Here is a 13,899-nt window from a genome sequence, read left to right as displayed (position 1 = left end):
TGTCTCAGGTCATGCAAAACTACAATTTTTAGGTGGGAAAAGCGTACCGGATGGCGCATAACCATCCGGTTTTGTGCCTTACTGACCGGCGTTATTCAGCGCAGCGATATCCTCACTGGAAAGGGCCAGCGACACCGCCGTCACGAAGCTCTCCACATGGGCGATTTTTGTGGCGCTGGCGATAGGCGCAGTCACACCAGGCTGAGCGATAAGCCAGGCTAGCGCTACCTCAGCGGGTTTCACATTATGTTTCGCCGCCACCTTGTCCACCGCATCCAGAATGGCAAAGCCACGTGCATTCAGGTACTTGTTGATGCCCTGCCCGCGCTGACTCTGGCTGAGATCGTTTTCGCTGCGGTATTTGCCCGACAGAAAACCCGACGCCAGGCTGTAGTAGGTCACCACACCGATATTTTCCCGAACCGTTAACTCCTGCAGTTTTCCTTCAAAACTGTCACGGTCATACAGGTTATATTCCGGTTGCAGTACCTGATAGCGCGGCAAGCCGTTGTCATCCGCCACCTTCAGAGAAGCCTGTAACTGTTCCGCATTGAGGTTTGACGCCCCGACCGCACGGATTTTCCCGGCTTTAAGCAGCTTTTGATATGCCCCCAGGGTTTCGTCATACGGCGTTTCGCTGTCCGGCCAGTGGGAGAAATACAAGTCGATGTAGTCGGTTTGCAGACGGCGCAATGAGTCCTCGACCGCCTGTTCAATCCAGCGTGCGGAAAGGCCTTTTTTGCCTGGAGCGCCCAAATCAGCGCCGACTTTCGTAAAAAGAGTCACTTTTTCACGCACGCCAGGATGGGCGGCAAACCACTTACCAATGATGGTTTCCGATTCGCCGCCTTTGTTACCCGGCGCCCACGCAGAGTAAACGTCCGCGGTGTCGATTGCCGTGAAGCCTCGCTCCAGCAACGCGTCCAGCAAACTAAAACTCTGCTTCTCATCCACGGTCCAGCCAAATACGTTACCGCCAAAAACCAGCCGGGGGATCTGTAAACCCGTGGTACCTAATGAACGTAAAGCCATTCGTACATACCTTTTAGATGACGGACTGAACCCGGCACTCCTCGCGTCGCCAGCCCGGACAACATTAGGCGCTGATATACGCCTTTTCGCCGCATTCCTCACTGAACGCGATCCCTGATTTTTTGTATGGCTTCAACAATAGTCGCCTATCACCACATCAGGGGTTAGCAAAACGTGGCTTTTTGAAAGCTGAATATTGTCTGACGATAGACGCACAGGGCATACCCCACGACGGAGCGTGTGCAAATGCAGGATGAACAAATCAGGGCTGTGGGTGAAACGCCGGGTGGGTATGCAGCAACGCAGTAATCGCGCGCAGAGGCTCGCGTAACACGCTGTGCAACTGGCGAATCGCCGGGGAGAATTGCTTGCGGTGCGGGCAAATCAGGTTGAGGGGCGCCGCTTCGCCAGGGTGCTGCGGTAAGAGTACTTCCAGCCTGCCCGCCTGAACATCCGCGCTGATATCAATCCACGATTTGTAGATGATGCCCATCCCTTCCAGTGCCCAGCGGCGGGCAACATCCGCATCGTCGCACAGCATGCGGCTTTTAACGATAAGCTGGCGGCGCATACCGTCTTCCGGGAAGCTCCATTTGTCATAGACGTGGCTGTTCATGGTAAACAGCAGGCAGTGATGATTGACGATGTCGTCCAGGATTTGCGGTCTGCCGTGTTGTTGCAGATAAGCCGGTGAGGCGGCCAGTACGCGGCGGTTATCTTCTGCCAGCGGTAGTGCGACATAGCTACTGTTATCCAGCACGCCATAGCGAATTGCAATGTCCACCGGGTCGCGAAAGACATCGCTGATTTCATCGGAGAGCGACAGACGCAGCGAGATTTTGGGGTACTGCTGGCAAAACCGGGTGATAAGCGGCAAGAGCACGTTGCGGCCAATATCAGACGGCACGGCCACACGCAGTTCGCCCTGAATGTCGTTGTCACTGCTGTGCAGACTTTCCGCCCCCGCATGCACCACGGCCAACATCTCCTGAGCGAAGGGCAGATATTTTTCGCCCTCTGTGGTCAACCGCAGACTGCGGGTCGAGCGCGCAAACAGGCGCTTGTCGAGGTCGCGCTCCAGACGGTGCACGGCGGCGCTGACCTGCCCCGGCAACAGCCCCGCCTCTCGCGCCGCACTGGAGAAACTGCCCAGCGCAGCAGAGCGAACAAATAAGGTGACATCTTCAAGGCGAATCATGCTTTCTCCTGCCGGGCTTACGGTCAGCCCTCTTTTTGCCAGAAAAAACCACAAGCGCAAAGCGCCATGACATTATTTTCACTCCCGGAGGGAAAGTGCTGCACAGCGGAGATGATTTATCTCGTCACTGTTTGTGTTTATTCTCGACCTACCAGACGGGGCGGCAAGTCCCGTATTTATTTCATTTTCCTGCCGGAGAAAGACGATGACTTTAGATGATGCTGTGCTTGCCCGCCATACCGTTAAAGCCTTTGAAGGGGGTAAGACGCTGCCACAGGAGCAGATTGAGACGCTGCTTAATGTACTACAAAACAGCCCCTCTTCGGTGAACTCTCAGCCGTGGCATTTTGTGGTGGCATCGACGACCGAAGGCCGCGCCGCGATTGCAAAATCCACCACCGGCGCTTTCATTTACAACGAACCTAAAGTGCTGAATGCCTCGCACGTTATTGCACTTTGCATGCGTACAGATCTGGATGATCAGCATCTGCAAAAGGTGCTGGCGCAGGAGAGCGCAGATGGCCGTTTCGTCGCCGAAGGCGCGCAGGCAGGCCAGGATAAGGGCCGTCGCTCTTATGTGGATATGCACCGCTATGAATCCCGTGATATTCCGCAGTGGATGGAGAAACAGGTTTATCTGGCGCTGGGCGGCCTGCTGCTGGGCGCGGCGATGTTAGGTATCGACGCAACGCCGATGGAAGGTTTTGATCAACGTGCGCTGGACCTCTCGCTGGGTCTGCGTGAAAAAGGGTTGACCAGCGTGGTGCTGGTGTCGCTCGGTTACCGCAGCGAAAGTGATTTCAACGCCGCATTGCCGAAATCCCGCCTGCCGCGTGAAGAGATTTTTACCTTTATTTGATGGTGAATCCTGTACGCGTGCAGTTTGCGGCATTTCCCCCTCACCCTAACCCTCTCCCGCAAGGGAGAGGGGACCGTACTGCGTGCGCGATGCATACGGGACACTCCCCGGCGGCGCCTGGCATTTTACAGCCAAACATCATAACTGCAGATATTTGAGCCTTATCACATTCCCCACGATTTCTTTCATTCCGAATTTGTTCAAATTACGTTACCAATTCCGGTTTATTTTGTTAACAATTGACCTGTTTTTGCGATTTAATTGATCATAACCATGCTTTATGCATGGGTTTGTTATTCTCTCCTCGATTATTCTAATTTTTTATACAATCTTCGTTGGATGATCCCCACCATTATTCCCCGCATAGTTGCCCGCGTCAGCAGGTCACTTTTTATTCCATCACGTCACCTGCCATTATTATATTACCGCTGGAAACGATGACATGAATCCATCAATAGAGCAGATTACCCTCAAGAAAATATCGTGGCGAATAGTGCCATTTGTGATGTTTGCTTATTTTATTGCATTTTTCGACCGTATTAATATCGGCTTTGCTGCGCTCACCATGAACCAGGACCTGGGATTCTCTTCCACGGTATTTGGGGTGGGTGCGGGCATGTTTTTTATTGGCTATTTTTTAACTGATGTTCCATCGAACGTTATTTTACAAAAAGTCGGTCCGCGTATTTGGTTAGCACGAATTATGGTGAGCTGGGGCATTATTGCCGCTTGCATGATGTTTGTGCAAACCGTTACTGGTTTTTATATTCTGCGTTTCTTATTAGGTGTCGCAGAAGCGGGCTTTTTCTCTGGCATTATTCTTTATTTAAGCACCTGGTTCCCGATTAAACGCAGGGCGCAGGTTATTGCGTTATTTATGGCAGCTGCGCCGATCTCCTCCATGCTCGGTTCCCCACTGGCGGGCATCATTCTCAGTATGCACGGCGCGTTTGGCATGAAAGGCTGGCAGCTGATGTTCATGCTGGATTCCGTGGCAGCCATTCTGCTCGGCATCTTCACCTTCTTCTACTTGAGTGACCGTCCGGAGAAAAACCGCTGGCTGTCTAAAGATGAAACTCAGTGGTTGATCGACACTCTGGCAGAAGAGAACAAAGGCAAAGCCGGGCAAGCGAAAACCAGCATCTGGAAGGGGCTGACCGATGTACGCGTCCTTACGCTGGCAGTGGTCTATTTCGGTACTTCCGCGGGGCTTTATTCTCTCAACATCTGGTCGCCGCAGTTTATTAAATCCTTCGGCCTGACCACGATGCAGATTGGCTTTATCAACGCCATTCCGGCTGCGCTTTCTATCGTCGCGATGATTCTTTGGGCCAGACATTCTGACAAAACCAAAGAGCGCACCTGGCACGTTGTGGGCGCTTGCCTGTTCGCCTGTCTGGGCTTCATCCTGGCCGGTACTGTGCACAGCCTGCCCCTGGCGGTTGTCGCGCTGGTGATGGCAAGTGTAGGTATCTCGTCGTGCAAACCGCCGCTGTGGAGCATTCCGTCACTGTTCCTCAATGGCCCGGCAGCCGCAGCAGGCCTCGCCGCCATCAACTCAATTGGCAACCTCGGTGGCTTTGCTGGCCCGGCAGTCATTGGCTGGCTGAAAGAGACCACGGGCGACTTCTCCCTCGCACTCTACTGCGTTGCAGCCATGCTGGTGGTTTCCGCCGTACTGACCCTTTCTATTGAAATTAGCCGTAAACGCAAGGCAATGAAAAGCTCATTGGCTTAACGAAAAATGGAGCAAATTGTGAACACTTCAGATGCAATGTCGTCTTTAACTGATGTGATGACCCGCTTTACCGGGTATGTCGGTAAACGTCTGCCAACAGACGTCATGAAAAAACTCGAAGCTTTACGTGCAGAAGAAGATGCACCGCTGGCTGTCGCGATTTATGACTCAATGTTTGAAAACCAGAAACGGGCGGATGAGTTGGACCGCCCATGCTGCCAGGACACCGGGGTGATTCAGTACTTTATCACCTGCGGCGCAAAATTCCCGTACTTAAGCGGCCTGCAGGATGCGCTGCGTACCGCCACGCTGGAAGCCACCAAAAAAGCCCCACTGCGCCATAACGCGGTTGAAACTTTTATCGAGAAAAACACGGGCACCAACACCGGTTCTCGTGTGCCGTGGCTGGACTGGGACATCATCCCGGATGACGACAGTTGCACCATCGAGGTGTATATGGCGGGCGGCGGTTGCTCCCTGCCGGGCGCAGCAAAAGTTCTGATGCCAGGCCAGGGTTATGAAGGCGTGAATCAGTTCGTGTTCGACGTGATCACCTCATACGGCGTTAATGCCTGCCCGCCGCTGCTGGTTGGTGTAGGGATCTCCACCTCCGTTGAAACGGCGGCACGATTATCGAAAAAAGCGATTCTGCGTCCGGTGGATTCCGCTCACCCGAACGCTGATGCGGCGAAAATGGAAGTCTTGCTGGAAGAAGGTCTGAACAAAGTCGGTCTGGGTCCACAAGGGCTGGGCGGTAAAGCGACCGTGATGGGGGTTAATATCGAATCCTCCGCACGTCATCCATCAACTATCGGCGTTGCCGTGTCGACCGGGTGCTGGGCACACCGTCGTGGCGCGATCCGTTTCGCAGCTGACCTGTCTTACGAAATTCTTTCCCATGAAGGCGCCGTATTATGAAAAAAGTACTGACAACCCCTATCAAAGACGAAGACTTACTGGCACTTAAGCCGGGCGACATCGTCTATCTGACCGGTACGCTGGTGACTTGTCGTGACGTGGCGCATCGTCGTCTGATTGAACTGAAGCGTGAGCTGCCGGTAGATCTGAAAGGTCTGGCTATTTTCCATGCGGGTCCGATCGTTGTCGAAAAAGGCGAAAATGAGTTCGAAATGATCTCCATTGGGCCGACAACGAGCATGCGAATGGAGAAGTTCGAGAAAGAGTTTATCGAGCAGACCGGTGTGAAGCTGATTGTTGGTAAAGGAGGTATGGGGCCGAACACCGAAGAAGGTTGCCGTACCCACAAAGCCGTGCATGCAGTCTTCCCCGGCGGATGCGCCGTACTGGCGGCCACCTGCGTGGAAAAAATTGAAGACGCCCAATGGCGCGATCTCGGTATGCCAGAGACCCTATGGGTCAATAAGGTGAAAGAGTTCGGGCCGCTGATTATTTCCATCGACTGCGAAGGCAACAACTTATTTGAAGAGAATAAGAAGGTCTTCAATGCGAGGAAAATGCCGATTATCGAAGAGATTAATCAGCAGATTAAGTTTATTAAATAACTCGCCGTCCAGGCACAGGTATTATCATGAAGTTATTAAGTTTTGTTAATCCGAAATCCGGTGTAAAAACATGGGGCTGTATTGAAGGCGAAATGATTTACGATTTGGGAAAACGCCTGTCAGCGTATTATCCCGATTTAAAATCCGTTATTGCCGCCAAAGCAGTAGACGAATTGTCCAGAGTAAAACCGGAGCAGGCAGATTTTCACGCCAGCGAGATCCGTTTTCTTCCAGTCATCGAAAACCCTAATAAAATTTTCTGTGTGGGCATGAACTACATGGAAAAGCGGATCGAGTTTGAACAAACTATCGATGCGCCAACCCTGTTTGTTCGCTTCCCGGACACCCTCTCCGCCCACGGCGAAGTGGTCTGTAAACCGGATAGCAGCAATGAGTTCGACTATGAAGGCGAGCTGGCGGTGATCATCGGCAAACCGACCGACAACGTAAGTCGCGAAGAAGCGTTAGATCATATTGCGGGTTACAGCTGTTTCATGGATGGGTCGGTGCGCGACATGCAATATACCTGGTTTACGTCTGGCAAAAATTGGCGCAAGACCGGCGCATTCGGTCCGTGGCTGGTCACCAGCGACGAAATCCGCGACCCGCAGGATCTGGCGATCAGCACATGGCTGAACGGCAACCGTGTTCAGCACGACACCACGCAGAATATGGTCAGGTCGGTTGCCGCCCTGGTGGAATACATCTCCCGCTTTAGCCCGCTGGAGGCTGGCGATGTGATTATCACCGGTTCGCCGGGTGGCGTTGGTAAAAAACGCACACCGCCGCTATTCATGAAAGAAGGCGACGTGATTGAAGTGGAAATCGGCAAGATTGGTCGTCTCGTTAACCGCGTGACCGCCCTGTCAAACGCCATGGCACACTGATTGCGATGAAATAAACCCGGCAGTGCATACTTGCCGGGTTTTTCGTTAATATAAACTGGTTATCGTCTTTAATTCATCCATGACGATCTGCATCATATTATCCCGGGTTTCATCCCGCGCCCCTTTTACCCACACGGCAGACATTGGTAATTTATTGCGAATATTTTCGTAACCTCGACCAATGGGGATAAATTTAATATTTAGCGCCGCCATTCGCATGACCCATTTTGGCATAATCGCCGCACCTAATTCCGCCGCGACCATATTAATGATGGTCTGTTTTTCATCAGCAATCTGGATAAGCTGGGGTTTAAACCCGGCGTGCTCAAACAAGCTCAGGGTTAAGTCATAGCTATGCGGCCTGACACGCTTTTCCGGTACAATCAATGAGATATCGCGTAAATCCTCAACATTAATTTCCGTTTTCTGCGCCAGAGGATGATTTTGCGAAATCGCCAGTACCACATCTTCATAAAACAAAAACTGGCTCTGAAATTCACTGTCCATCGCCCCCATCGGGCGAATAAAAATAAGATCCAGGCGTCCGGTTTTTAACTTTGGTAGCAAGCGAGAGGATTTATCTTCCAGAAAATGGATTTCCACGCCCGGCCACTTTTCACGAAAGTGATGCAGCACATGGGGAATGAGACTTATTGCCGCGCTGTCGATGGCGCCTACACGTAATGTACCGGCATTTTGCCTTGCAAGCGTCTGAAAGCGTTTTTGCACGTCATCCGCCCGGGTAACCAGTTCCCGCGCTTCTGGCAGAAAAAGCGCGCCGTGTGCCGTCAACGAAACATTACGCGTGGAGCGCGTGAGTAGCCGCGTGCCAAGGTTCTCTTCGAGAAGTTTAATATAACGACCCAGCGCCGATGGCAGCATATCCAGCTTCTGTGCCGCGTGGCCAAAATGTAATTCGTCGGCAACAGCAATAAAACAGCGAAGCTGATGGAGTTCCACAAACATTCCTCACAGGTAAATTACTTTTTTTTCTTATACTATTAATAATTCGAGTTGCAGGAAGGCGGCAACACAGTGAATCTCCAGGAGCCTACTCCAGTAAGTGACCGGGGTGAGCGAGATAAGCCAACGCACATGCAACTTGCAGTATGACGAATATATAATAATATTTCGGCCTGCATTCGCGCCAGCGTATAAGTTAAAATGTGTGACACTGCTAAATAACAATTGGCTTCTGCAAGTCTAATTATCTACAGGCTCGCTTCCCAACCATTAACATATCAAAAAGCGAGCTTCCTCAGCGAGGTTTAATTTTATTATTTGCAAAACAGCATTGAATGGTATTCTCACTGAAAACGATGTCTAAGGCAGACAATAATGAAAAAAGCACATAATGAAGTCAGTAAGTTTCTGAGCTACGTTCTGCGCCATCAACCTGAAGCCATTGGTCTGGAACTGGATAGCGAAGGGTGGGCGAACATTGATGCACTGATCGCAGGCGCGGCAGACCAGGGGCAATCACTGGACAAACAACTCATTGAGGCTGTCGTGGACGGCAGTGATAAAAAGCGCTTCGCCCTCTCCGAAGACGGGCTGCGTATTCGTGCCGTTCAGGGGCACTCGACGGCGAAAGTCGATATCGCCTTTACTGAAAAAAAACCACCGGACATCTTGTACCACGGCACCGCCAGCCGTTTTCTTTCCGCCATTCTTGCAGAAGGATTAACCGCACAGTCGCGACAATATGTTCATCTCTCCGCCGATCGGGAGGTGGCCATCCAGGTCGGACAGCGTTACGGCACGCCGGTGGTGCTGGAAATTAACGCATTCGCCATGTTTGAACAGGGTTATCCGTTCTATCAGGCAGAGAATGGCGTCTGGCTGACCCGGCAGGTTGCGGTGGAATTTATCAGCCAGTGATCCCGGCGTAAAAAAGCCTCCGGGTGGAGGCTCTCTTTAAACGTTAACGCTTGATCATCTCAGGAATAATTAAATCCCCGCGCACCACACAAGAGCCCAGCGCGCTTTGGGTTTTTTCGTTGAGCCACGCGACAATCCGCGCCGCCATCGAGTCTATGGAGTACTCAATCGCCGGGATTTTTGGAACCCCTGGCAGATGCAGTGACCCCGCCAGGCTAAAGACCATGATGTCGCCCGGTACGGATTTATTGAACGCCTGCAACTGCGGGATCACCCGCTGCGCTTCCTGCTCATCGGCAACCAAAAGGGCGTTGAAATTCAAGGTAGTAGCATTGTTGAGCAATACCTGCAGCGCCACAGATGACGAGGTGTCATCCATAAAAACCAGATTGCGATTAAACGGCAGGAAGTTGTTTTCCAGCGCATGCTTATAACCGAGCAGTACCTGGTCCGCCGGGCCGCTGGTATCGGGGTGGATGAGGGCAATCTGGCGTCTTCCCTGACTTATCAGGAAATTACAGGCCGTTTCCGCCGCGAACGCGTGGTCGAACTGGATACTGTTTGGCGTTTCCGACTCCGCGCAATCCACCAGAATGACATTCTCGTCGTTGATATTCAGCGGGAAACGGGCGCCGATAATCAACACATCGTCGCACAACCCACAGGTAAGTTCTTCCAGCGCGCTCAGCACCCCCGCTTTGCTGTTGGCAAAGCGCAGCAGCAAATGTTTCTGACTTTGGCTGAGGTGTTTTTCCAACGCGTAAAGATATGCGGTGGTCTGGTTGATATTGTCCTGGGCGCAAATCACACCGATGCAGCCTGTCGACTGGCTGAGTAAGGACTGTGCGATAACATTGGGCCGATAATTCAGCTCATCGACCGCTTTCAGTACTGCAAGGCGGCTGGCTTCCTTAACGCCGCGCGAACCACTCAACACCCGTGAGACTGTGGCTTTGGACACCCCAGCTAAACGTGATACATCGTTGATTGTAGACATCTTTCTCCCCTGACAGACGACTAATTTACGCCTGAAAATACCAAGTACAGCAATGGTTCATAATATAACCATTCGCAGTATATCCTTTTCTTTTTTTCATGGAAACCGATTTTCCATTTGGACTCTATTGCTATCAGAATCCATCCAAATTCCGTGACCTGAATCCAGAAAAAAGCGCTTATATCATTGAGACTTTGATACCCATCACACTTCTTTTGCGACGAGATGGAAACCGGTTTCCGTATGATATCCAATCATCCCCGCAATAACTTTTTACATTCGAGGAAGGTCAAGATGTTCAGGATTATGTTGTGTTGCTCCGCCGGTATGTCTACCAGCCTGTTAGTCAGGAAAATGGTTGAAGAGGCGCAGCAACGGAATTTGCCGGTCGAGATCGATGCGTACGGTGTGGCTGAATTTGATATGCAGTTTCCACGATACCAGGTCGTGCTTCTCGGACCGCAAGTGAAATATATGTTAAATACGCTGTCAGAAAAGGCCGCCGCCGCCGGTATCCCCGTGCAGCCCATCAATCCGATGGACTACGGGATGCAGCGTGGCGATAAAGTACTGGACTATGCACTGTCGCTGATTGAAGCGGCGCACTAAAAGGTGAACCCATGAGTTCGTTATATCAGTCTATGATTGGCGTCATTGAGCAGTCCATTACCCCGCTTGCGGGCAAACTCGGACAGCAGAAATACGTTATCGCTATCCGCGATGGCTTTACCGCCGCGCTGCCGTTCATGATCATCGGCTCGTTTATGCTGGTGTTTATTTTCCCACCGTTCTCCCCGGAAACGACCAACGGTTTTGCCCGCGCCTGGCTGGATTTTTCTACCGAATATCGCGCACAGCTAATGTTGCCTTTCAACCTGAGCATGGGGGTCATGACCTTCTTCATTTCTGTCGGTATCGGTGCGAGCCTGGGCCGTCAGTTTAATCTTGACCCGGTGATGACCGGCCTGCTGGCGTTTATGGCGTTCCTGCTGGTAGCGGCCCCCTATCATGAAGGACAGATTTCCACTCAGTACCTCTCCGGTCAGGGCATCTTCACCGCACTGCTGACGTCGATTTACTCCGCTCGCGTTTATGCCTGGCTCAAGCAACACAACATCACTATTCGCCTGCCGAAAGAGGTGCCGACCGGTGTTGCCCGCTCGTTTGAAATCCTGATCCCGGTTCTGGTGATTATCGGTACGCTGCATCCGCTGAACCTGTTTATTGAAGCGCAAACCGGCATGATCCTGCCGCAGGCGATTATGCACCTGCTGGAACCGCTGGTCTCCGCATCAGACTCACTGCCTGCCATTCTGCTCTCTGTGCTGCTGTGCCAGATCTTCTGGTTTGCCGGTATCCACGGTTCGCTTATCGTCACCGGCATCATGAACCCCTTCTGGATGGCAAACCTCTCCGCCAACCAGGCTGCTCTGGCCGCAGGCGCTGCATTGCCGCACGTTTACCTGCAAGGTTTCTGGGACCACTACCTGCTGATCGGCGGCGTGGGTTCAACCTTACCGCTGGCCTTTTTGCTGCTGCGTAGCCGCGTTGCGCACCTGCGGACTATCGGCAAAATGGGCGTTGTGCCAAGCTTCTTTAACATCAATGAACCGATTCTGTTCGGCGCGCCGATCATCATGAACCCGATGCTGTTTATCCCGTTCGTCTGTGTCCCTCTGGTAAACGCCATTCTGGCGTATGCGGCAACCCGCATGGGCTTACTGGCGCAGGTCGTCTCACTGACGCCATGGACAACACCGGCACCGATTGGCGCATCCTGGGCTGCCAACTGGGCATTCAGTCCGGTGGTGATGTGCGTGATTTGTATGGTGATGTCCGCACTGATGTACCTGCCGTTCCTGCGTGCTTACGAACGTTCATTGATGAAGACCGAAGAGCAAAAAGCGCAGAACAGCGCACCGATGGCGGAAACCGTCGGCAGTAACTGAACAAGGAGAGAAAAATGAAATATGCATTTCCCGAAAACTTTTGGTGGGGCAGCGCCAGTTCCGCGCAACAAACCGAAGGGGAAAGCTTACAGGGCGGGAAGAGCGCCACAACATGGGATGCCTGGTACGCCAGCCAACCCTGGCGCTTTCATCAGCAGGTGGGCCCGCAGGATACGTCCACCTTTTACCAGCACTGGCGCGAAGACATCGCCCTGTTAAAACAACTGAACCACAACAGTTTTCGTACCTCAATAAGCTGGAGCCGACTGATTCCTGACGGTACCGGTGAGGTGAATACCCAGGCCGTTGCGTTTTACAGCACCATGCTTAACGAACTGGTGGAACAGGGCATCGAACCGTTTATCACTCTGTTCCACTTCGACATGCCGATGGTGATGCAGGAGAAAGGCGGCTGGGAAAATCGCGAAGTGGTTGAGGCATTCACCCGCTACGCGCAGATCTGTTTCGACCTGTTTGGTCATCAGGTGAAGCACTGGTTTACCTTCAACGAACCCATTGTGCCGGTTGAAGGGGGTTATCTGTATGACTTCCATTACCCGAACGTGGTGGATTTCAAACGGGCAGCCACAGTGGCGTACAACACGGTACTGGCTCATGCCAGCGCGGTGCGGGCGTTTCGCGCCGGGCGTCACCCTGGTGAGATCGGCATTGTGCTCAACCTGACGCCGTCGTATCCGCGTTCACAGCACCCGGCGGATGTAAAAGCTTCGCACCATGCGGATCTGCTGTTTAACCGCAGCTTCCTCGATCCGGTACTGCGGGGTGAATACCCGGCGGACCTGGTGGCTTTGCTGAAAGAGTATGATCAGCTACCTGAGTGCCATCTGGGCGATAAGGAGCTGATTGCCGACGGGAAAATAGACTTACTGGGCATTAACTATTACCAGCCGCGGCGGGTGAAATGCCGGGACAGCGCCGTTAACCCAGAGTCACCGTTTATGCCGGAATGGCTGTTTGATTATTACGAGATGCCGGGGCGAAAAATGAACCCTTATCGCGGCTGGGAAATTTATGAGCCGGGTATTTACGATATTTTGGTTAATCTTCGTGATAATTATGGCAACCCACGCTGCTTTATTTCTGAAAATGGAATGGGTGTCGAGAATGAACAGCGCTTTATTGAAAACGGGCAAATAAACGATCAGTACCGGATTGCATTTATTGCCGATCACCTCAAATGGCTGCATAAAGGAATTAGCGAAGGCTGTAATTGCCTTGGTTATCATATGTGGACCTTTATTGATAATTGGTCATGGTGTAATGCGTATAAAAATCGCTACGGTTTTGTTCAGCTCGATTTAGAAACCCAGAAACGTACCGTTAAGAAAAGCGGAGAATGGTTTGCCGCCACCGCGAAGAATAATGGTTTTGATGAAGAGTAAATAAATATGGTCGCATTAGAAGAAGCGGTAATGGAAATTATCGTTAACGCGGGTCAGTCACGCAGTCTGTGCTTTGAAGCATTGCGTGCCGCAAGAGCGGGCAATTTTGAGGAAGCCCAAACACTGCTGCGTGAAGCCGATGGTTATTCACGTCAGGCCCATCAAATGCAAACCAAATTAATTGAACAGGATGCCGGCGAAGCCCGGCAACCCATGACATTAATTATGGTACATGCCCAGGATCATTTAATGACGTCGTTACTGGCGCGTGAATTATCAGAGGAGATTATTCAGCTTTATCAGCGTTAAAAGCTCATTGTTTATGGAAGATATAACTCTGTACCTGAATTATAAAATATAAATCAGCTTGTTTTGATACTGGCATGTTGTTCTGTCAAATCAGGACAGGATGGTTATTGTTTAAAAACAACC

Annotated in this window: 14 protein-coding genes; 10 read left to right on the top strand and 4 right to left on the bottom strand. The window is 51.8% G+C overall.

Features of this window, described 5'->3' with window-relative positions:
• Nucleotides 1–78 precede the first annotated feature (78 nt).
• The gene (locus C5523_RS00275; RefSeq protein WP_039080068.1) at nt 79–1,032 is read right to left on the bottom strand and encodes an aldo/keto reductase; all 954 of its coding nucleotides are present in this window, start codon (nt 1,030–1,032) and stop codon (nt 79–81) included.
• A 262-nt stretch (nt 1,033–1,294) separates the two neighbouring features.
• Nucleotides 1,295–2,230 (bottom strand): LysR family transcriptional regulator, encoded by a 936-nt coding sequence (locus tag C5523_RS00270; protein ID WP_039080067.1) that lies wholly within the window; start codon nt 2,228–2,230, stop codon nt 1,295–1,297.
• A gap of 205 nt (nt 2,231–2,435) precedes the next feature.
• On the opposite strand from C5523_RS00270, the gene C5523_RS00265 reads away from it, so the two are divergent.
• The 5 genes from C5523_RS00265 to C5523_RS00245 all read left to right on the top strand — a co-directional run bounded on the left by C5523_RS00265 (nt 2,436) and on the right by C5523_RS00245 (nt 7,237).
• Entirely contained in the window at nt 2,436–3,089 is a 654-nt protein-coding gene (locus C5523_RS00265; RefSeq protein ID WP_039080066.1) for an oxygen-insensitive NAD(P)H-dependent nitroreductase NfsB, read from the top strand.
• A gap of 442 nt (nt 3,090–3,531) precedes the next feature.
• Nucleotides 3,532–4,827, top strand: coding sequence for an MFS transporter (locus C5523_RS00260; protein ID WP_079496867.1), 1,296 nt, complete (start codon nt 3,532–3,534; stop codon nt 4,825–4,827).
• A gap of 18 nt (nt 4,828–4,845) precedes the next feature.
• Entirely contained in the window at nt 4,846–5,745 is a 900-nt protein-coding gene (gene ttdA, locus C5523_RS00255; RefSeq protein WP_172960864.1) for a L(+)-tartrate dehydratase subunit alpha, read from the top strand.
• Nucleotides 5,742–6,350, top strand: coding sequence for a L(+)-tartrate dehydratase subunit beta (gene ttdB, locus C5523_RS00250; protein WP_071195113.1), 609 nt, complete (start codon nt 5,742–5,744; stop codon nt 6,348–6,350). The genes ttdA and ttdB overlap by 4 nt, the downstream gene beginning before the upstream one ends.
• 26 nt (nt 6,351–6,376) lie before the next feature.
• Nucleotides 6,377–7,237, top strand: a complete 861-nt coding sequence (locus tag C5523_RS00245; protein ID WP_071195114.1) for a fumarylacetoacetate hydrolase family protein — start codon at nt 6,377–6,379, stop codon at nt 7,235–7,237.
• Between the two features lie 45 nt (nt 7,238–7,282).
• Here the strand turns inward: C5523_RS00245 and C5523_RS00240 are convergent, their stop codons facing one another.
• Complete coding sequence (locus C5523_RS00240) at nt 7,283–8,197, bottom strand: LysR family transcriptional regulator (RefSeq protein WP_107222668.1); 915 nt, start codon at nt 8,195–8,197, stop codon at nt 7,283–7,285.
• A gap of 378 nt (nt 8,198–8,575) precedes the next feature.
• On the opposite strand from C5523_RS00240, the gene C5523_RS00230 reads away from it, so the two are divergent.
• Nucleotides 8,576–9,118, top strand: coding sequence for an RNA 2'-phosphotransferase (locus C5523_RS00230; protein ID WP_108700418.1), 543 nt, complete (start codon nt 8,576–8,578; stop codon nt 9,116–9,118).
• 43 nt (nt 9,119–9,161) lie between these two features.
• Here the strand turns inward: C5523_RS00230 and C5523_RS00225 are convergent, their stop codons facing one another.
• On the bottom strand, nt 9,162–10,115 hold the full coding sequence (locus C5523_RS00225; protein ID WP_039080064.1) for a LacI family DNA-binding transcriptional regulator: 954 nt from the start codon (nt 10,113–10,115) through the stop codon (nt 9,162–9,164).
• A gap of 294 nt (nt 10,116–10,409) precedes the next feature.
• On the opposite strand from C5523_RS00225, the gene C5523_RS00220 reads away from it, so the two are divergent.
• Genes C5523_RS00220 through C5523_RS00205 form a run of 4 tightly spaced genes read left to right on the top strand, consistent with a single transcriptional unit; the run spans nt 10,410 to nt 13,776 of the window.
• Nucleotides 10,410–10,724 carry a PTS sugar transporter subunit IIB gene (locus C5523_RS00220; protein ID WP_071195117.1) on the top strand — a complete coding sequence of 105 codons (315 nt, stop codon included), beginning with the start codon at nt 10,410–10,412 and terminating at the stop codon, nt 10,722–10,724.
• 11 nt (nt 10,725–10,735) lie between these two features.
• A complete protein-coding gene (locus C5523_RS00215; protein ID WP_039080062.1) occupies nt 10,736–12,064 on the top strand; it encodes a PTS sugar transporter subunit IIC in 1,329 nt (442 codons plus the stop codon).
• Between the two features lie 14 nt (nt 12,065–12,078).
• On the top strand, nt 12,079–13,467 hold the full coding sequence (locus C5523_RS00210; RefSeq protein ID WP_071195118.1) for a glycoside hydrolase family 1 protein: 1,389 nt from the start codon (nt 12,079–12,081) through the stop codon (nt 13,465–13,467).
• A gap of 6 nt (nt 13,468–13,473) precedes the next feature.
• Nucleotides 13,474–13,776 (top strand): PTS lactose/cellobiose transporter subunit IIA, encoded by a 303-nt coding sequence (locus C5523_RS00205; protein ID WP_039080060.1) that lies wholly within the window; start codon nt 13,474–13,476, stop codon nt 13,774–13,776.
• Nucleotides 13,777–13,899: the final 123 nt, after the last annotated feature.

Origin of the sequence: Phytobacter sp. SCO41, from assembly GCF_003073275.1 — a bacterium.
GTDB classification, from domain to species: Bacteria; Pseudomonadota; Gammaproteobacteria; order Enterobacterales; family Enterobacteriaceae; genus Phytobacter; species Phytobacter diazotrophicus.
This window is presented reverse-complemented; position numbering and strand designations above follow the sequence as displayed.

Excerpts from the sequence above, each read along its gene's own strand:
- C5523_RS00205 (WP_039080060.1), top strand. The coding sequence starts at position 13,474 with ATGGTCGCATTAGAAGAAGCGGTAATGGAAATTATCGTTAACGCGGGT.
- ttdB (WP_071195113.1), top strand. The coding sequence starts at position 5,742 with ATGAAAAAAGTACTGACAACCCCTATCAAAGACGAAGACTTACTGGCA.
- C5523_RS00265 (WP_039080066.1), top strand. The coding sequence starts at position 2,436 with ATGACTTTAGATGATGCTGTGCTTGCCCGCCATACCGTTAAAGCCTTT.
- C5523_RS00270 (WP_039080067.1), bottom strand. The coding sequence starts at position 2,230 with ATGATTCGCCTTGAAGATGTCACCTTATTTGTTCGCTCTGCTGCGCTG.
- C5523_RS00210 (WP_071195118.1), top strand. The coding sequence starts at position 12,079 with ATGAAATATGCATTTCCCGAAAACTTTTGGTGGGGCAGCGCCAGTTCC.
- C5523_RS00220 (WP_071195117.1), top strand. The coding sequence starts at position 10,410 with ATGTTCAGGATTATGTTGTGTTGCTCCGCCGGTATGTCTACCAGCCTG.
- C5523_RS00225 (WP_039080064.1), bottom strand. The coding sequence starts at position 10,115 with ATGTCTACAATCAACGATGTATCACGTTTAGCTGGGGTGTCCAAAGCC.
- C5523_RS00230 (WP_108700418.1), top strand. The coding sequence starts at position 8,576 with ATGAAAAAAGCACATAATGAAGTCAGTAAGTTTCTGAGCTACGTTCTG.
- C5523_RS00275 (WP_039080068.1), bottom strand. The coding sequence starts at position 1,032 with ATGGCTTTACGTTCATTAGGTACCACGGGTTTACAGATCCCCCGGCTG.
- C5523_RS00260 (WP_079496867.1), top strand. The coding sequence starts at position 3,532 with ATGAATCCATCAATAGAGCAGATTACCCTCAAGAAAATATCGTGGCGA.
- C5523_RS00215 (WP_039080062.1), top strand. The coding sequence starts at position 10,736 with ATGAGTTCGTTATATCAGTCTATGATTGGCGTCATTGAGCAGTCCATT.
- C5523_RS00245 (WP_071195114.1), top strand. The coding sequence starts at position 6,377 with ATGAAGTTATTAAGTTTTGTTAATCCGAAATCCGGTGTAAAAACATGG.